Source organism: Pseudomonas poae (assembly GCA_028869255.1).
Taxonomy (GTDB): domain Bacteria; phylum Pseudomonadota; class Gammaproteobacteria; order Pseudomonadales; family Pseudomonadaceae; genus Aquipseudomonas; species Aquipseudomonas poae_C.
The window spans coordinates 530,338-548,034 of record CP110972.1 but is presented as its reverse complement, the minus strand read 5'-3'; the positions used below and the strand labels follow the sequence as shown (position 1 = coordinate 548,034).

The following is a 17,697-nucleotide window of genomic DNA, read 5'->3' as shown; positions in this document are numbered from 1 at the left end:
TTGAGTCACGGGAAGTGTCTGGCCAACGATACACCCGTCGGCCACGGAAATTAACGCCGGCCGAGCAAACCGACCCACTGCACCAGCAGCGCTTCGAGCAACAGCACGCGGTTGAGGTTGGCCTTGCCGAGCACCTTCTGGCGCTGGGCGAGGATCCAGTCCTGGATATTCAGCACCTTGTCCTGCGCACTTTTCTGCGCGAGGTACTGCACCACCTTGCGCATGTCGGGCAGGCCCAGGCCGCTTTCATCCTGGGTCAGCTGGTAGCGCAGGATCAGGCTCGACCAGTCGCAGAACCAGTCGAACAGCAGCAGCAGGGGAATATCCTTCCAGGCGGCTTCAGCCAACTGGGTGGCGGACAGCTCTTGCTTGAGCAACTTTTTCACGCCATCCACCACCAGGGCACGCTGTTCACGTACACCTTGGGCCTGCAGCTTGACGGCGGCCAGCGGCGAACCGGCAGCCAGCGTCAGCAACTCGACACGTTCCTGCTCCGAGCACTCCGGCAGCGCCTGTGCCAGCCACTGCAGGCTCATGGCCTCGCTCGGCAACGGGCACGCCTGCTGCACGCAACGGCTGCGGATGGTCGGCAACAAGCGGCTGGACTGGTGGCTGACCAGCAACAGCACCGTATCGCCGGAAGGCTCCTCCAGGCTTTTGAGCAAGGCGTTGGCGGCGTTGATGTTCATCGCCTCCACGGGTTCGATCAACACCACCTTGCGCCCGCCCATCTGCGCGGTCTGCACCACGAAGCTGACGAGGTCCCGCACCTGGTCGACCTTGATCGCCTTGTCGGCTTCCTCGGGCTCCAGCAAATAGTTGTCGGGGTGGCTGCCGGCCTTGAGCAGCAGGCAGGATTTGCAGTCGCCACAGGCTTGGAGGTTGACCGGGCGCTGGCACAACAGACTGGCCATCAGGCGCTCGGCCAAAGCACGCTTGCCGATACCGATTGGCCCATGCAGCAGGTAGGCATGCGCATGCTGGGCCCGGCCGGCCAACTGCTGCCAGAGGCTATCCTGCCACGGGTAGGCTTCAGCCACGGGCGCGCTCCAGCAGGATCGGCAGCAACGCATCGATGGCTTGCTGCACCTGGGCCAGTGGCTGGGCGGCGTCCAGCAGGAGTAGCGCGCAGGCTCAGCCTTGGCACGCTGGAGGAAAGCGCTGCGCACGGCGTCGAAGAACGCCTGGCCTTCCAGCTCGAAACGGTCCAGGCGACCACGGGCGCTGGCGCGAGCCATGCCGACTTCCACCGGCAGGTCAAACAGCAGGGTCAGGTCAGGGCGCAGGTCGCCTTGAACGAAGGTTTCCAGGGTGGCAATGCGCTCCAGACACAAGCCGCGGCCCCCGCCCTGGTAGGCATAGGTTGAGTCGGTAAAGCGGTCGCAAATTACCACGGCGCCGCGTGCCAGGGCTGGGCGGATGACTTCGGCCAGGTGCTGCGCACGGGCAGCAAACACCAGCAATAGCTCGGTATCCGGGTTCATCTGTTCTTCACCCGGGGCCAGCAGCACTTCACGAATGCGCTCGGCCAGCGGTGTGCCGCCGGGCTCACGCGTCAGCACCACTTCGATGCCCTCGGCGCGCAAGCGCTCGGCCAGGTAATCGCGGTTGGTACTTTTGCCGGCGCCTTCGGGGCCTTCCAGGGTAATAAACAAGCCAGTCACAGGCAGTCCTTAGTCAGAGTCATTGCGGGCTTTGCGGTGCGGTGGCGTCCGGCGCGGGCTCGGCCGGCTTTTCTACCGGAGCTTCAGCCGGGGCATCGGCAGGCGGTGCTGCCTCTTGCGCAGGTTTCACCGCCGGCGCCGGGCTGGAGCGGTAATCGGCGCGACGCTTGAGCTGGAACTCACGCACGGCGGCATTATGCGCATCCAGGTCATCCGAGAAAATATGGCTGCCATCGCCACGGGCGACGAAATACAGGCTGCTGCCCGGCACCGGGTTGAGCGCCGCATGGATCGCCTCGCGGCCGACCATCGCAATCGGCGTCGGCGGCAGCCCGGCAATCATGTAGGTGTTGTAGGGGTTGGCTTCCTTGAGGTGGGCGCGGGTCAACTTGCCGTTGTAGCGCTCACCCAGGCCGTAGATCACGGTGGGGTCGGTCTGCAGCAGCATCCCGATCTTCATGCGACGTACAAAGACACCGGCGATCTGCCCACGCTCTTCAGGCACACCGGTCTCCTTCTCCACCAGGAGGCCATGATCAGCGCTTGATAAGGGTCGGTGTACGGCGCATCGGCGGCGCGTTTGCTCCACTCCTGGGCCAGTACATCATCCAGGCGGTTGTAGGCTTTTTTCAGGAACTCGACATCGGTCATCCCACGCACGAAGCGGTAGGTATCCGGGAAGAACCGGCCCTCAGGGAACACCCCAGGGTGGCCGAGCTTGTCCATCACTTCGCTGTCACTCAGGCCAGCGAGGGTCTGGACGATCTTTTCGTGCTTGGCCAGGGCCGAACGCACCTGGCGGAAGTTCCAGCCCTCTACCAGCGTGAGGCTGTATTGCACCACTTCACCGCGTTGCCACACGCCGATCAGACCTTCAGCTGTCAGGCCGGGGGTCATGCGGTATTCGCCACTGTGCAATGGCTGCCCGTCGAGATTGAAACGCCAGTACAGACGCAGCCAGAAAGCACCGTCCAGCACGCCGTCGGCTTCCAGGCGATTGAACGTGCCGGTGGGGGTGGCCCCCGCCGGTACGTCGAGCAATTGCTCCTGGGTCAGCTTCAAAGGCTGCTTCAAGGCAGAATCGAGTTTCCAGGCGCCAACGCCCAACAGCAACGCCGCCGAGACCAGACCGATCAGCAGCAGTACAACCAGTTTTCGTATCAACTCAAATATCCAATAGCGCGCGAACAATGCCCTGCAGTTTACGGGTGAGCGGCCCAACCGACCAGCTCATCGCAGCGCAGCCACGCACCGGCCAAATGCCATAAACGCTGTTGCACACAAAGACTTCGTCGGCCTGCTGCAACAGCTCCAGGCTGATATCGGCCACGGCCACCGGGATGCCCAGGGCTTGCGCCTGTGCCAGAACCTCGGCGCGCATGACCCCGGCAACCCCGCAACGATTCAGATCAGCGGTTAGTAACAAACCATTGCGCACTAGGAACAGGTTACTGAATACGCCTTCGATGACGCGACCAGACATATCCCGCATCAAACCTTCGGCATGCTCGGCATCTTGCCACTCGGCGCGGGCGATCACCTGTTCCAGGCGGTTGAGGTGTTTGAGGCCGGCCAGCAAAGGCTGTTCGGACAATCGGGTAGCACACGGAAACAGGCGGATACCGTCAGTTCCATGGGCTTGGGGATAGGTAGCGGGCGCACTGCCCTGCAAGATACGGCGTACCGGCGCGCCAGGGTTGATGCCATAACCGCGCAGGCTGTCGCCACGCGTGAGGATCAATTTGAGAACACCGTCGCCGAGGGCCGCGGCATAGGCCAGCACTTCGATGCGGATCAACGCGTGATCCGCATTGAGTGCGAGGCGCGTGCAGCCCTCATCGAGACGCTGCAGGTGGCGGTCGAGCAGCACCGGCTGCCCGGCCTTGATGGCGATGGTCTCGAACAGCCCATCGCCATACGCCAGGCCGCGATCTTTCAGGGGCACCGTGTCCGCTGGCTGACCGTCGACCCAGCTGTGCATCACTCGGCGAACCGGCGGAACACCAGGGAACCGTTGGTGCCGCCAAAACCGAACGAGTTGGAGATCACCACGTCGATCGGCATTGGCTGTGCTTCGTGAGGCACGAAGTTCAGGTCGCAGCCTTCGTCTGGCTCATCCAGGTTGATGGTCGGCGGAGCGACCTGATCCTTGATGGCCATTACGCTGAAGATCGCTTCGACCGCGCCCGCCGCACCCAACAGGTGGCCGGTCATGGACTTGGTGGAGCTGACCGCCAGGTTGTAGGCGTGCTCGCCGAACACCGACTTGATGGCTTCGGCTTCCGCCAGGTCGCCGGTCGGGGTCGAGGTGCCGTGGGCGTTGATGTACTGCACCTGGTCCGGGTTGACCTTGGCATCGCGCAGCGCATTGGTAATGCAGCGTGCGGCGCCGGCACCGTCGGACGGTGGCGAGGTCATGTGGTAGGCGTCGCCGCTCATGCCAAAACCGATCAGCTCGGCGTAAATGGTGGCGCCACGCGCCTTGGCATGCTCCAGCTCTTCGAGTACCAGGGCACCGGCGCCGTCGGACAGCACGAAACCGTCACGGCCCTTGTCCCACGGACGGCTGGCACGGGTCGGCTCGTCGTTGCGGGTCGACAGCGCACGGGAGGCACCGAAGCCGCCCATGCCGAGGCCGCAGGCCGCCATTTCGGCGCCGCCGGCAATCATCACGTCGGCTTCGTCATAGGCGATATTGCGCGCCGCCATGCCGATGCAGTGGGTGCCGGTGGTGCACGCCGTGGCGATGGCGTAGTTCGGCCCCTGTGCGCCCAGGTGGATGGACAGGAAACCGGAAATCATATTGATGATCGAGCCCGGGACGAAGAACGGTGAAATTCGACGGGGGCCGGAATCGTGCAGCGTGCGGCTGGTTTCTTCGATATTGGTCAAACCGCCAATACCCGATCCCATGGCCACGCCGATGCGGTCACGGTTGGCGTCGGTGACTTCCAGGCCGGCATTACGCACCGCCTGAAAACCGGCTGCCAGGCCGTATTGAATGAACAGGTCGAGTTTGCGGGACTCTTTGACCGAGAGATATTCCTCGACATTGAAGCCCTTTACCGAGCCGCCAAAACGGGTGGAATAGGCAGAAAGGTCCGTGTGTTCGATCAGACCAATACCACTGCGGCCAGCCAGAATGCCCTGCCAACTGCTCGGCACATCCGTGCCCAGTGGCGACAACATACCCATACCGGTGACTACGACGCGTCTACGCGACACAGCACTCTCCTTTTTCTAATGACGACACTTTTGCTTCAGCGCTTACTTTTCATCAGGGCTAAAGAAAAAACCGCACGCCGTTACAGCAGTGCGGTTTTTCCCTAACAGCAAGCGACGACTACAAACTATTACGCCTGGTGGCTAGTAACGTAGTCGATAGCAGCTTGAACAGTAGTGATTTTTTCAGCTTCTTCGTCCGGGATTTCGGTCTCGAATTCCTCTTCCAGAGCCATCACCAGCTCAACGGTGTCAAGGGAATCGGCACCCAGGTCTTCTACGAAGGAAGCAGTGTTGACCACTTCTTCTTCTTTAACGCCCAGTTGCTCGGCGACGATTTTCTTGACGCGCTCTTCGATGGTGCTCATACCTTGTTTAACTCCTAATGGACAAATTCAGGCAGCTGGCCAGTGGGTAAGTGTATAGAAAGCCATTTCAGCTTTTCAACTGAAAGCTTCACCCTGTACCCGGTCCGCCACCTGCCTATAAATTAAGTTGCAGCTTTATAACGGATTTTAGACAGCTCGTATGACATTTTTTTGAAGCGATCCGTCACAATTTAGCTCATGTACATCCCGCCGTTCACCGGGATTGTAGCCCCAGTCACGTATGCCGCACCGTCGGATGCCAGGAAAGTGACCACATTCGCGATCTCTTGAGCCTGGCCCAGACGGCCCAGCGGAATCTGCGTCAGCAAGCCTTCACGCTGTGCCTCCGGCAGTTCGCGGGTCATATCGGTGTCGATGAACCCTGGGGCCACCGAGTTGACCGTAATCGACCGCGAGCCGACTTCACGCGCCAGAGCACGGCTGAAACCTTCCAGACCGGCCTTGGCGGCTGCGTAGTTTACTTGGCCTGCGTTGCCCATGGCACCCACTACGGAGCCAATATTGATAATTCGACCCCAACGCGCCTTGGTCATGCCGCGCAAAACGCCCTTGGACAGGCGAAACAGACTGTTCAAGTTGGTGTCGACCACGTCGTACCACTCGTCGTCTTTCATGCGCATCATCAGATTGTCGCGGGTGATACCGGCGTTATTCACCAGAATAGCCGGCGCACCGAACTGTGCGCTGATTTCGGCCAGTACGGCAGCCACGGACTCATCGCTGGTGACGTTCAGCTCAAGGCCAGTGCCTTGAACGCCGTTTTCCTTCAGGGTCGCGGCGATACGCTCGGCGCCCGAAGCGGAAGTGGCGGTGCCGATTACAACGGCGCCCTGACGGCCCAGTTCCAGGGCGATCGCCTGGCCAATGCCACGGCTTGCGCCGGTAACCAGTGCAACTTTACCTTGCAGACTCATGCAGGCTTCTCCTAAGTGCGGGAATCAGGCCAGTGCCGCGCGAGCGGCAGCGAAGGCATCCGGGGTATTCAGGTTGGCGGTCGACACACCGTCGGCGCAGCGTTTGTTCAGGCCGGCCAGGACTTTACCCGGGCCGCACTCGACCAGTTCGGTGGCGCCATTGGCGGCCAGGGTCTGAACCGATTCAACCCAGCGTACGGGCTTGTAGAGCTGTTCCAGCAGGTCGCGCTTGAGGGTGTCGAGGTCGGCAGCCACGGCTGCGCTGACGTTCTGCACCAGCGGGATCTGCGGCGCTTGCCAGTTAATGGCGGCGATGGACTCGGCAAAACGCTCGGCCGCCGGGCGCATCAGCTCGCAGTGCGATGGCACGCTTACCGGCAACGGCAGCGCACGCTTGGCACCACGGGCCTTGCAGCCTTCGATGGCGCGCTCGACCGCCGCCTTGGCGCCGGCGATCACCACCTGGCCCGGGGAGTTGAAGTTCACCGCGCTGACCACTTCGCCCTGCGCCGCTTCGGCGCAGGCTTCGATCACCACGGCATCGTCCAGCCCCAGGATTGCGGCCATGCCGCCCTGCCCGGCCGGAACGGCTTCCTGCATCAGCTGGCCACGACGTTCGACCAGCTTCACCGCCTCACCGAGGGTCAGGCTGCCCGCCGCCACCAGGGCGCTGTACTCGCCCAGGCTATGACCGGCCACGTAAGCCGGGCGCGCGCCACCTTCCGCCAGCCACAAGCGCCACAGGGCGATCGAAGCCGTCAGGATAGCTGGCTGGGTTTTGTCGGTTTGATTGAGTTGCTCTTCCGGCCCTTGCTGGGTCAGCGCCCACAGGTCGTAACCCAGGGCATCGGAAGCTTCCTTGAAAGTTTCCAGGATCAACGGATGTTGCGCGCCCAGCTCGGCCAACATGCCGAGGGACTGCGAACCCTGCCCTGGAAAGACGAATGCGAGGGATGTAGACATGTAACAAGCCCCTAATGATCTGGTCGTCAAAAATGCGCGCCCCCGATCTTAAGACGGGTGGGAGCGTACGAAACTGACAGATTGGATGGTCAATTGAACTGGCCGGTCACATTTAAGCACTCCCGGGCCGATTCGCCTAAGGCAACAAGTCCTCAAGACGGCCGTGCAAGCGTTGCGGCAGGTTTTCCTGGATCTCGATCACAGCCCGCGCAATCGCACTTTGAAAGCCTTCCACACCCGCCGAACCATGGCTTTTCACCACAATGCCCTGCAGGCCGAGAAAACTCGCGCCGTTATGCCGCGCCGGCGCCAGGTCAGCCTGCAAGCGCTTCATCAACGGCAGCGCCAGCGCGCCCACCATGCGCGACGCCAGGTTCTGCTTGAACAACGCCTCGATACGCGTGGCAATCATGGTCGCCAGCCCTTCGCTGGACTTAAGCAGGATATTGCCGACAAAACCGTCGCACACCACCACATCCGCTTCACCCCGGTACAGACCGTCACCTTCGATAAAACCGATGTAGTTCAAGCCCGGCGCACCTTGCAACAAAGTGGCCGCAAGCTTGACCTGCTGGTTGCCCTTGATGTCTTCGGTACCGATATTCAGTAAAGCCACTCGCGGTCGAGCCACACCCAGCGCTTGCGCGGCCACCGACCCCATCACGGCGAACTGCAGCAAATGCTCGGCAGTACAATCGACATTCGCGCCCAGGTCCAGCAGCTGGCAATAGCCTTGCTGCGTTGGAATCGCCGCGACCATCGCCGGCCGATCAATCCCCGGCAGTGTCTTGAGCACATGCCGCGACAACGCCATCAAGGCCCCGGTATTGCCGGCACTGACACAGGCTTGCGCCTTGCCATCACGCAACAACTCAAGAGCCACCCGCATTGAAGAGTCAGGCTTGCCGCGCAGGGCTGCCGCCGGCTTGTCATCCATGCTGATGGTTTCGCTGGCCGGCGTAATCGTCAGGCGCGCGCGATCCACCGCCGGATGGCTGGCAATCAGTTCTTCAAGAAGGGAGGGTTGACCGACAAGGGTCAGGTGCAACGAGGGTGTGGCAGACAGGCTGGCAATGCTGGCCTGAACAATGCTGCGGGGACCGAAGTCCCCGCCCATTGCGTCAATCGCGATGACTAGAGCAGACAAGTGATTACTCGTCAGCGCCCTTGTCGATCACTTTACGGCCACGGTATACGCCTTCTGGCGATACGTGGTGACGCAGGTGAACTTCACCGGTGGTCTTTTCTACGGACAGGGTGCTAGCCTCGAGAGCGTCGTGCGAACGACGCATGTCACGGGCGGAGCGGGATTTTTTGTTCTGCTGAACAGCCATAATTGATTAACTCCTAAACGTTTGGGTCACGCTTTAACTGCGCCAATACACTGAACGGGTTGGACCGCGTTACCTCGTCCTCGCTCGGCTCGGCCTCGTCATCGAGACCCTCCGGCTGCTGGCATTCTTCCGGATGATGAGCAGGCACAATGGGCAAGGCGAGCAGAAGCTCTTCCTCGATCAGTGCATGCAGATCCAAAGGATCTTCGCCCAGTTCCAGCACGTCATAACCTTTCGGCAACGACTGGGTATTCGCACCCTCCTTCACCACAGCGTAACTGCATTCGCTGTGAATCGGCAGGGTGACCAGCTCAAGACAACGCTGGCAAACCATTTTGACTTCGGTGTCGATAAAACTGTGGATTACCACAGACTTACGTTCATCTCGTTCAAAAACGAATTTGGCCTGCACCGTACCGACAGTGTCGGAAAGCGGGTCGCAGAGTCTCTCCAAATCGGCCAGCAGCAATTCACCTTGAAGGGAAGTGCCACGATCAGCCAATTTGCGCGGGTCAACGTGAGGTGGAATCGGGTCATTCAACATAGGCGCAGCATTATAGGGATGCACCCAGCCATGTCAAAGGAAATTCAGCCCTGTGCGTCAGCCGGTCACGCCGCTAGAATCCCCCGCTGCCTTGAGGAGACGCCCATGCTGCCTTTATTACTTGCATCCAGCTCGGTTTATCGCCGGGAATTGCTGAGCCGCCTGCACTTGCCGTTCATCTGCAGCTCGCCGGATATCGATGAAAGCCATCACGAAAATGAGCCCGCCGTAGAGCTGGTCAAACGCCTGGCCGAACAGAAAGCCCGCGCCCTCGCGGCAAGCCATCCCGGGCATTTGATTATCGGCTCGGATCAGGTGGCGGCACTGAACGGGCGGATCATCGGCAAACCCCACACCTTCGAGAACGCCCGCGAGCAGTTGCTGGCGGCCAGTGGCAAACAGGTCAGCTTCCTGACCGGCCTGGCACTGCTGAATACCGAGACAGGGCACTGCCAGGTCGACTGCGTACCCTTTACCGTGCACATGCGCGAACTGAGCGTTGAGCGAATCGAACGCTACCTGCGGATCGAGCAGCCATATGACTGTGCCGGCAGCTTCAAGGCAGAGGGGCTGGGCGTGAGCCTGTTTCAGAGCACCGAAGGGTCGGATGCGACCAGCCTGATAGGGCTGCCTTTGATCCGCCTGGTCGACATGCTGCTGGCTGAAGGCGTACAAATCCCTTAAGCACAGCACAAAACCAACTGTGGGAGCTGGCCTGCCTGCGATAGCGGTGGGTCAGCCACTATAAATGTCGACTGAAACACCGCTGTCGCGGGCACGCCCGCTCCCACATTTTGAGCTATGCAGCCTCACAAACTCAGCGCAGCGTAGGCCCCTGAAAGCCCATATACAGCGCCAGCTTCTCCGCCACACTGGCCCCCAGCTTCTTGGAGAATCGATCAAACGGCGATTCTTCAACCGTGAAGTCAACCAGCTCTTTCTCGCCGATCACATCCCGCGCCACCGAACTGGCACTGCCCAGGCCATCGACCAAGCCCAGCGGCAACGCTTGCTCGCCCGACCACACCAAGCCGGAGAACAGCTCCGGATGGTCTTTATCCTTCAGACGGTCGCCACGCCCCTGCTTTACGCTGGCAATGAACTGGCGATGAGTGGTGTCGAGCACGCCCTGCCAGAACGCGGTCTCGTCAGCCTTTTGCGGCTGGAACGGATCAAGGAACGACTTGTGCTCACCCGACGTGTAGGTGCGGCGCTCCACCCCCAGCTTCTCCATGGCGCCGACGAACCCATAACCTGCCGCAGTCACGCCAATGGAGCCGACCAGGCTGGCCTTGTCGGCATAGATCTGGTCAGCGGCACTGGCGATGTAATAGGCACCCGAGGCACCCAAGTCGGAAATCACCGCGTAAAGCTTGATATCCGGGTGCAGGCCACGCAGACGGCGTATCTCGTCATACACATAACCCGACTGCACCGGGCTGCCGCCAGGGCTGTTGATGCGCAGGATCACGCCTTTGACCTTAGGGTCTTCAAAGGCGGCGCGCAGGCTGCTGACGATATTGTCGGCGCTGGCGGACTCCTTGTCGGCAATCACCCCGCGCACTTCGATCAAGGCGGTGTAGTGGCTGCCACGGGTCGCGCTTTTTTCCATGTCCATCAACGGACTGAACAGCACCAGCATGGCAATCAGGTAAGTAAAGGTCAGCAGCTTGAAGAAAATCCCCCAACGCCGCGCACGACGCTGCTCCTGGACGCTGGCCAGGAGAGTCTTCTCCAGCAGCTTCCAGCTTTTATCATCACTGTTTTCGGCCTTTTCGGGCGCCTTCCACTCGTCACTCATACCATCAACCCCAGCAAAGACTTATTGAGCCCGGCTGAGCCAGGCCTGCAATTCGGAAAAATGATCTATCGTCAGCCTGGGCTCGTATTGCTGCAACGTCTCGCCGGCCTGAGCCCCATAGCTGACCGCTACGCTGTCCATGCCAGCATTGCGCGCCATCATCAGGTCGAAGGAGGCGTCACCCACCATCAATGCCTGGCGCGGTGCTACGCCGCAATGAGCCAGGATCTGCTCCAGCATCAGAGGATGGGGTTTGCTGGCGGTTTCATCTGCGGCGCGGGTGATGTCGAAAAAACCCTCAAAACCATGGGCCTTGAGCACCCGATCCAGCCCACGACGGGCCTTGCCGGTAGCCACAGCGAGGTGATAACCCTCGGCGCGAAAGGCCTCCAGCGACTGCATCACACCATCGAACAATGGCGAAGGCGTGGCCTCCAGCGCAATGTAGTGATCGGCGTAGTGGTCGCGAAACGCGACCAGCTCAGCGTCGCTGATCCGGGGGTACAAGGTACGGATCGCTTCAGGCAAGCCCAGGCCGATAATGCCCTTGACCGCAAAGTCGGTGCACCGCTCAAAACCCAAGCGGGTCGACGCCACGTGCATCGATTCGACAATCCGGCCAATGGAATTACACAGGGTGCCGTCCCAATCGAAAATCAGCAGCTTGTAATCAAGGTGCGACACTCAAACGCTCCACGGTCTTGGCCCACATCTCGTCGACCGGCGCCTGCAGTTTCAATTCGCCACCATCGGGCAACGGCACAGTGAGCATGTAGGCGTGCAGGAACAGGCGCTTGCCGCCCAGATCGCGGATTTCCTTGGAGAAATCCTCGTCGCCGTACTTAGTATCACCGGCAATGCAGTGACCCGCGTGCAGGGTGTGCACGCGAATCTGGTGAGTACGCCCGGTCACTGGCTTGGCTTCGACCATGGTCGCGAAATCACCAAAGCGGCGCAGCACCTTGAACAGGGTCAGGGCTTCTTTGCCCTCCTCGTCCACTTCGACCATACGTTCGCCGGAGCGCAGGTTGCTCTTCTGCAAGGGTGCCCGCACGCTTTTGATCGAGCTGGCCCAGTTGCCACGCACCAGCGCCATGTAGCGCTTGTCCACGCCATCGCCACGCAGGGCGGTGTGCAGATGGCGCAACATGCTGCGTTTTTTGGCGATCATCAGCAGGCCGGAGGTGTCACGGTCGAGGCGGTGGACCAGTTCCAGTTCCTTGGCGTCCGGACGCAATTGGCGGAAGGCTTCGATCACGCCGAAGTTCAGCCCGCTGCCGCCGTGAACCGCAATGCCGCACGGCTTGTTGATCACGATCAGCTTGCTGTCTTCGAAGACAATCGAGGCTTCAAGGCGTTGCAACAGGCCCTGGGCCAGCGGCACCGGCTCATCACGCTCAGGCACGCGCACCGGCGGCACACGGACGATATCGCCCGCCTGCAACTTGTACTCGGGCTTGATCCGGCCCTTGTTCACACGCACTTCGCCTTTACGCAAGATGCGATAAATCAAGGTCTTGGGCACGCCTTTGAGCCTGGCCAGGAGAAAATTGTCGATGCGTTGGCCGGCATATTCCGGCGAGACCTCGAGCAGCTGGACGCTGGGGGTCTGGGGGGCGGTAGTCGTCATGGCGGCGATGATAACAATTTTTTATGGAATTGAAGCACTTAATCATTGCTGCTATAGTCGCGAACGCCGCCAAAAGCGGCCTGGCCAGAGGACTAACGGCAAACTGCCGGCCCTGACCATCGCAATTCATCAGGACGCGAGGCCGTCCTACGGGGCTTTCGCCGCCCTGGAAGGCTCAAGATTGTAACGAGCGCAGGTGACATGAGGCCTGAAGCGAGTGCAGAAAGCAGAGTGAATACTCGCGTTCTGCGCCGATATTTACGGCCAGTTCACAAAGTGCAGTCAGTCTTGAGCCAGACCATGGCGAATGCTTCGGAAACAACGCCTGTTAAGAGCCGAGTGAGAGCGCAATCGCCCTCATTCAGTCTTGTTTAGCCATGAGCGTGGACTCCCCATTGGAGAACACGGTAAATGCCAACCCGCTGCGGATTCTGCGCGCGGCAGCACCCGAATTATCAGGGATACGTGTAGGGTGGAGATGCACAACCGTCGGACCGTGTAGCACTAGGCTTATATTTAGACGCTTCATCTCGTCCACAGTCGCCGGTTGATTCCTCCTCCTGACCTTAGCTTTTGTTGAAGTGGTGCCTTTGTCACCACCGCTAACAAGCAGGACGCGTCCGTCGCGATACCGGCCCACATTGGCTGATTATTGCTGGACACTGGAGTGGCCAACCACTCTTGACGCACCTGACACCGACCGTGAGAAGTCGTGTGTGCCGAACGCCGTTTCCGGCAGCCCGGAAACCGACGGTACAACATGAAAAGAATGCTGATTAACGCAACTCAACCCGAAGAGTTGCGTGTTGCACTGGTAGATGGCCAACGCCTCTACGACCTGGACATCGAATCCGGTGCACGCGAGCAAAAGAAGGCCAACATCTATAAAGGCCGTATTACTCGCATCGAACCAAGCCTTGAGGCTGCCTTTGTCGATTTCGGCTCCGAGCGCCACGGCTTCCTGCCCCTCAAAGAAATCTCACGCGAATACTTCAAGAAAGCCCCTGAAGGCCGCGTGAACATCAAGGACGTCCTGAGCGAAGGCCAGGAAGTCATCGTTCAGGTCGAAAAAGAAGAACGTGGCAACAAGGGCGCCGCCCTGACCACCTTCATCAGCCTGGCCGGCCGTTACCTGGTGCTGATGCCGAACAACCCACGTGCCGGCGGTATTTCCCGTCGTATCGAAGGCGAAGAGCGCAACGAACTGCGTGAAGCGCTGAACGGCCTGATCGCACCGGCCGATATGGGCCTGATCGTTCGCACTGCCGGCCTGGGCCGCAGCAGCGAAGAAATGCAGTGGGACCTCGACTACCTGCTGCAACTGTGGACCGCCATCAAAGAAGCCTCGCTGGATCGCTCCGCGCCATTCCTGATCTACCAGGAAAGCAACGTGATCATCCGCGCCATCCGCGATTACCTGCGCCAGGACATCGGCGAAGTGCTGATCGACAGCGTCGAAGCCCAGGACGAAGCCCTGACCTTCATTCGCCAGGTGATGCCGCAGTACGCCAGCAAGATCAAGCTGTACGAAGACAGCGTTCCGCTGTTCAACCGTTTCCAGATCGAAAGCCAGATCGAAACCGCCTTCCAGCGCGTGGTCGAACTGCCTTCCGGCGGCTCCATCGTGATCGACCCGACCGAAGCCCTGGTGTCCATCGACATCAACTCGGCGCGTGCCACGAAAGGTAGCGACATCGAAGAAACCGCCCTGCAGACCAACCTGGAAGCGGCTGAAGAAATCGCCCGCCAACTGCGCCTGCGTGATATCGGCGGCCTGATCGTGATCGACTTCATCGACATGACCCCAGCCAAGAACCAGCGCGCCGTGGAAGAGAAAGTCCGCGAATGCCTGGAAGCTGACCGTGCCCGTGTACAGGTCGGTCGTATCTCGCGCTTCGGCCTGCTGGAAATGTCCCGTCAGCGCCTGCGTCCATCCCTGGGCGAGAGCAGCGGCATCGTCTGCCCGCGTTGCAACGGCACCGGCATCATCCGTGACGTTGAATCGCTGTCCCTGGCGATCCTGCGCCTGATCGAAGAAGAAGCCCTGAAAGACCGCACTGCCGAAGTCCGCGCACAAGTGCCGATCCCGGTGGCAGCCTTCCTGCTCAACGAAAAACGCAACTCGATCACCAAGATCGAACTGCGTACCCGTGCCCGTATCGTGATCCTGCCGAACGATCACCTCGAAACGCCGCACTTCGAAGTGCAGCGCCTACGTGACGACAGCCCGGAAGCTCACAGCGGCCAGTCCAGCTATGAAATCGCCGCTGCCGCTGCCGAAGTCGAAGAAGTTCAGCCAGCCGCCGCGACCCGCACCCTGGTTCGCCAGGAAGCGGCCGTGAAGACTGCCCCGGCGCGTGCTAACGCACCGGTGCCGACTGAAGTCGCTGCCCCAGTTGCCGCACCGGCCGCCCTGCCTGAGCCAAGCCTGTTCAAGGGCCTGGTGAAGTCGCTGGTCAGCCTGTTCGCTACCAAAGAAGAGCCTGTAGCTCCGGTTGTGGTTGAAAAACCTGCCACCGAGCGCCCGGCACGCAACGAAGAACGTCGCAACGGTCGCCAGCAGAGCCGTAACCGCAACGGTCGCCGTGACGAAGAACGCAAACCTCGCGAAGAACGTGCACCGCGTGAAGAACGCGCACCGCGTGAAGAGCGCGCGCCTCGCGAAGCCCGCGAAGAGACCCCAACCGTAGCCCGCGAGGAACGTGCACCGCGTGAAGAGCGCGCACCACGCACCCCACGTGCTCCGCGTGAAGATCGCAAGCCTCGCGGCGAGCGTGAAGAACGCGTGCGTGAACTGCGTGAGCCGCTGGATGCCGCACCGGCCGTCGCCGCCGAAGCCGCCAGCGAAGAACGCCCGGCTCGCCAGCCGCGTGAAGAACGCGCCCCACGTGAAGAGCGCCAGCCGCGCCCACCGCGTGAAGAGCGTCAACCACGCGCCGAGCAAGCGGCTGCCGCCAGCGAAGAAGAAGTGCTGACCGGTGAAGAGCAACTGCAGGAAGATGGCCAGGACAACGCCGAAGGCGATCGTCCACGCCGCCGCTCCCGTGGCCAGCGTCGCCGCAGCAACCGTCGTGAGCGTCAGCGTGACGCCAACGGGAATGTGATCGAAGGCTCGGAAGAAGCCGGCGAGAACGCAGAAGGCGCGAACAACGAACCGACTGGCGCCGAACTGGCTGCCGGCCTGGCCGTTACCGCTGCCGTTGCCAGCTCGGTCATCAGCGCACCTGCTGAAGCCCAGGCTCACGAGCAGGCTGAACGCGCTACCGCTGCTGTCGAAGAAACAGTTGTGGTGGAAGCGCCAGTCGCCGAAACAGCAGTTGTTGAAGCACCGGTTGTTGAAGCGCCTGCTGCGCAAGCTCCAGTGGTAGAAGCTCCGGTTGTCGAAGCGCCTGTTGTCGAAGCCACCACTCCAATCGAAGCGCCAGTTGTTCCGGAAGTGGAAGTCGCCCCGGTTCAAGAAGCCCTGCCAGAAGTTGAAGTGGCAGCGGTTGAGCACGCACCGGTGGTTGAGGCTCAGCCAGTGGCTGAAACCGTCGTTGAGGCACCGGTTGTCGAAGCAGCTCCGGAAGTTCGTGAAGTTCGTGAAGAACAGACCGCCTTCCAATGGACTGCCGAGCCTGCCGCCCCGGTTGAAGCGCCAGCACCTGCCCCTGTGGTAGAAGAAGCGCCAGCGCCGGTTGCTGAAATCGTGATTGCCGAGCCAGCTCCAGTAGTTGAGCCAGCACCGGTCGTTGAGGCCGCGCCAGTGGTTGAAGCGCCGGTGGTTGCCGAGGTCGTCGAGCCAGTGGTTGAAGCAGCACCGGTCAGCGCCCTGACCGAAAACGGCCGTGCGCCGAACGACCCACGTGAAGTGCGTCGTCGTCGCAAGGAAGCTGAAGCAGCTGCTGCCGCAGCACAGGAAGCAGAGCACGAGAGCAAACCTCTCGCCTGATTCCATCAGCGACTAAAAAGCCCCGCCTGAGCAATCAGGCGGGGCTTTTTTATGCCGCTGTCCCAGCGTGGCACCGCTACCTGTTATTTCTAACAGTTACCGCTCGCAACACTAAATCGTACAATCGTGATTGTCCGTGACCGCATGGGACATCCCAGAACATTTTAGTTCTGAACAGTCATGGTGTTATCTCTATTGAAGATAAGGAGACACTGATGGCAGCTCAACAGTCGGCATGCAGGACATCAATCGAATTGGATTATGATGACCTGCCCATTGCGCGTTATAGCGTGTGGCATTCCAAATCCAAAAAACCTCTTGCACGCGTTCACGATAGTTCGGGCAGCTGTTCTTTTTATAAAGTGGTTGAAACGTCGGCTGAATGGAGCGTAGAAACACTTTTATTTTTCAAGGCAATCCACATTGATCCAGAGACCTGCATGGACTCGAAATTGAGCGCCGCACTACTGGACCAGAGCATCAAGTGGACCATGGCTTTATTCCCACAATGCTGCGATAGGCTAGCTTTTGAATATGCGGCCATCGTCAATTTCGCCGTCGCCCTATGCGAATCAAGGGGTTCGGATATAACGCTGCAGAACGTAGTAGCCCGAGACGTTGAGGTGCTAGGTGTGCCTGTCGATTTCGCCCTAGACTATGTGCTGAAACCATTGAATGCCAAGCAGACTACCAAGTTCAAGGACGAGTTTTATTGGGCGCTCTATATCATTCTCGGAAAGCAAGCAGAACGCCCGACCCCCTATTATCTGGCGTGGTGCAATGAGTTGGGATCGAGCTATGAGCGCTATATCCAACTGAGGAATATTGACGGCCAGTTCGGTCTCGCGGTGGTTTTTTATGGCTGTTTAATAGAGCGCCAATCCTTGACGATTGATATGGCCAGATTGAGCGAGGCGGTAGAAGCAACTATTTTAATACATGACTGCACGACTATAACGAAACATGTCGCAGAGAAAGAAATCTGCAACATCTTAAATTTTGTGCCTCAAGGCCGTAAAGCACTTGGAAACCTGTTGGTTCGTGCCGGAAACATCTATAACGACCTGCATAATAGACCGATCAGCTCGCCGTGGGAGTGGATGTATGCGGGGTCGATCCAGGCGATGTGGATGCTACGGGCTAATAACCCAAGGTATCCCTTTCTTGATGATTTATGCCGAGCAATCGGCCCTCAGGATGCAGAACCGCCACCAATAGAAACGTTGACATGGTATGAACCCAGTGAAGCCATGGTAAAAACCAAGCTGATATAAAAGTACGTAAACGCTTGATCGGTTTTCGCTT

General features: G+C 60.0%; 15 protein-coding genes and 2 pseudogenes. 3 read left to right on the top strand and 14 right to left on the bottom strand.

Features of this window, described 5'->3' with window-relative positions:
* Positions 1–50: 50 nt before the first annotated feature.
* The 11 genes and pseudogenes from LRS56_02600 to LRS56_02550 all read right to left on the bottom strand — a co-directional run bounded on the left by LRS56_02600 (position 51) and on the right by LRS56_02550 (position 9,030).
* Positions 51–1,040 (bottom strand): DNA polymerase III subunit delta', encoded by a 990-nt coding sequence (locus LRS56_02600; protein WDU63470.1) that lies wholly within the window; start codon positions 1,038–1,040, stop codon positions 51–53.
* Positions 1,033–1,664: pseudogene (gene tmk, locus LRS56_02595) on the bottom strand (dTMP kinase). The gene LRS56_02600 and the pseudogene tmk overlap by 8 nt, the downstream one beginning before the upstream one ends.
* 19 nt (positions 1,665–1,683) lie before the next feature.
* Positions 1,684–2,828: pseudogene (gene mltG, locus LRS56_02590) on the bottom strand (endolytic transglycosylase MltG).
* Position 2,829: 1 nt separating this feature from the next.
* Positions 2,830–3,645 (bottom strand): aminodeoxychorismate lyase, encoded by an 816-nt coding sequence (gene pabC / locus LRS56_02585; GenBank protein WDU63469.1) that lies wholly within the window; start codon positions 3,643–3,645, stop codon positions 2,830–2,832.
* On the bottom strand, positions 3,645–4,889 hold the full coding sequence (gene fabF, locus LRS56_02580; GenBank protein ID WDU63468.1) for a beta-ketoacyl-ACP synthase II: 1,245 nt from the start codon (positions 4,887–4,889) through the stop codon (positions 3,645–3,647). The genes pabC and fabF overlap by 1 nt, the downstream gene beginning before the upstream one ends.
* A 128-nt stretch (positions 4,890–5,017) precedes the next feature.
* Positions 5,018–5,254: an acyl carrier protein gene (acpP, locus tag LRS56_02575; GenBank protein WDU63467.1), complete on the bottom strand. Its 237-nt coding sequence runs from the start codon at positions 5,252–5,254 to the stop codon at positions 5,018–5,020.
* Between the two features lie 191 nt (positions 5,255–5,445).
* Entirely contained in the window at positions 5,446–6,189 is a 744-nt protein-coding gene (gene fabG / locus LRS56_02570; protein ID WDU63466.1) for a 3-oxoacyl-ACP reductase FabG, read from the bottom strand.
* A gap of 24 nt (positions 6,190–6,213) precedes the next feature.
* Positions 6,214–7,152, bottom strand: coding sequence for an ACP S-malonyltransferase (fabD, locus tag LRS56_02565; protein WDU63465.1), 939 nt, complete (start codon positions 7,150–7,152; stop codon positions 6,214–6,216).
* A gap of 136 nt (positions 7,153–7,288) precedes the next feature.
* Entirely contained in the window at positions 7,289–8,299 is a 1,011-nt protein-coding gene (gene plsX / locus LRS56_02560) for a phosphate acyltransferase PlsX (GenBank protein WDU63464.1), read from the bottom strand.
* 4 nt (positions 8,300–8,303) lie between these two features.
* On the bottom strand, positions 8,304–8,486 hold the full coding sequence (gene rpmF / locus LRS56_02555) for a 50S ribosomal protein L32 (GenBank protein WDU63463.1): 183 nt from the start codon (positions 8,484–8,486) through the stop codon (positions 8,304–8,306).
* A gap of 13 nt (positions 8,487–8,499) precedes the next feature.
* A complete protein-coding gene (locus tag LRS56_02550) occupies positions 8,500–9,030 on the bottom strand; it encodes a YceD family protein (GenBank protein WDU63462.1) in 531 nt (176 codons plus the stop codon).
* A gap of 105 nt (positions 9,031–9,135) precedes the next feature.
* Between LRS56_02550 and LRS56_02545 the strand changes: the two genes are divergently transcribed.
* Positions 9,136–9,714 carry a Maf family protein gene (locus LRS56_02545; GenBank protein WDU63461.1) on the top strand — a complete coding sequence of 193 codons (579 nt, stop codon included), beginning with the start codon at positions 9,136–9,138 and terminating at the stop codon, positions 9,712–9,714.
* Between the two features lie 133 nt (positions 9,715–9,847).
* Here LRS56_02545 and LRS56_02540 read toward each other — a convergent pair whose 3' ends face one another.
* Genes LRS56_02540 through rluC form a run of 3 tightly spaced genes read right to left on the bottom strand, consistent with a single transcriptional unit; the run spans position 9,848 to position 12,461 of the window.
* On the bottom strand, positions 9,848–10,831 hold the full coding sequence (locus LRS56_02540; protein WDU63460.1) for a S49 family peptidase: 984 nt from the start codon (positions 10,829–10,831) through the stop codon (positions 9,848–9,850).
* A 21-nt stretch (positions 10,832–10,852) separates the two neighbouring features.
* Positions 10,853–11,515, bottom strand: a complete 663-nt coding sequence (locus tag LRS56_02535) for an HAD-IA family hydrolase (protein WDU63459.1) — start codon at positions 11,513–11,515, stop codon at positions 10,853–10,855.
* The gene (gene rluC, locus LRS56_02530; GenBank protein WDU63458.1) at positions 11,502–12,461 is read right to left on the bottom strand and encodes a 23S rRNA pseudouridine(955/2504/2580) synthase RluC; all 960 of its coding nucleotides are present in this window, start codon (positions 12,459–12,461) and stop codon (positions 11,502–11,504) included. The genes LRS56_02535 and rluC overlap by 14 nt, the downstream gene beginning before the upstream one ends.
* A 769-nt stretch (positions 12,462–13,230) precedes the next feature.
* Between rluC and rne the strand changes: the two genes are divergently transcribed.
* Together rne and LRS56_02520 are read left to right on the top strand one after the other, a co-directional pair.
* Positions 13,231–16,392, top strand: a complete 3,162-nt coding sequence (rne, locus tag LRS56_02525; GenBank protein WDU63457.1) for a ribonuclease E — start codon at positions 13,231–13,233, stop codon at positions 16,390–16,392.
* A 215-nt stretch (positions 16,393–16,607) separates the two neighbouring features.
* Positions 16,608–17,666: a hypothetical protein gene (locus LRS56_02520; GenBank protein ID WDU63456.1), complete on the top strand. Its 1,059-nt coding sequence runs from the start codon at positions 16,608–16,610 to the stop codon at positions 17,664–17,666.
* Positions 17,667–17,697 lie beyond the last annotated feature (31 nt).

What these genes read in the sequence shown, in the direction of transcription:
- pabC (WDU63469.1), bottom strand. Translation starts at nt 3,645, where the DNA reads ATGCACAGCTGGGTCGACGGTCAGCCAGCGGACACGGTGCCCCTGAAA.
- acpP (WDU63467.1), bottom strand. Translation starts at nt 5,254, where the DNA reads ATGAGCACCATCGAAGAGCGCGTCAAGAAAATCGTCGCCGAGCAACTG.
- fabG (WDU63466.1), bottom strand. Translation starts at nt 6,189, where the DNA reads ATGAGTCTGCAAGGTAAAGTTGCACTGGTTACCGGCGCAAGCCGTGGC.
- fabD (WDU63465.1), bottom strand. Translation starts at nt 7,152, where the DNA reads ATGTCTACATCCCTCGCATTCGTCTTTCCAGGGCAGGGTTCGCAGTCC.
- rpmF (WDU63463.1), bottom strand. Translation starts at nt 8,486, where the DNA reads ATGGCTGTTCAGCAGAACAAAAAATCCCGCTCCGCCCGTGACATGCGT.
- LRS56_02550 (WDU63462.1), bottom strand. Translation starts at nt 9,030, where the DNA reads ATGTTGAATGACCCGATTCCACCTCACGTTGACCCGCGCAAATTGGCT.
- LRS56_02545 (WDU63461.1), top strand. Translation starts at nt 9,136, where the DNA reads ATGCTGCCTTTATTACTTGCATCCAGCTCGGTTTATCGCCGGGAATTG.
- LRS56_02540 (WDU63460.1), bottom strand. Translation starts at nt 10,831, where the DNA reads ATGAGTGACGAGTGGAAGGCGCCCGAAAAGGCCGAAAACAGTGATGAT.
- rluC (WDU63458.1), bottom strand. Translation starts at nt 12,461, where the DNA reads ATGACGACTACCGCCCCCCAGACCCCCAGCGTCCAGCTGCTCGAGGTC.
- rne (WDU63457.1), top strand. Translation starts at nt 13,231, where the DNA reads ATGCTGATTAACGCAACTCAACCCGAAGAGTTGCGTGTTGCACTGGTA.
- LRS56_02520 (WDU63456.1), top strand. Translation starts at nt 16,608, where the DNA reads ATGGCAGCTCAACAGTCGGCATGCAGGACATCAATCGAATTGGATTAT.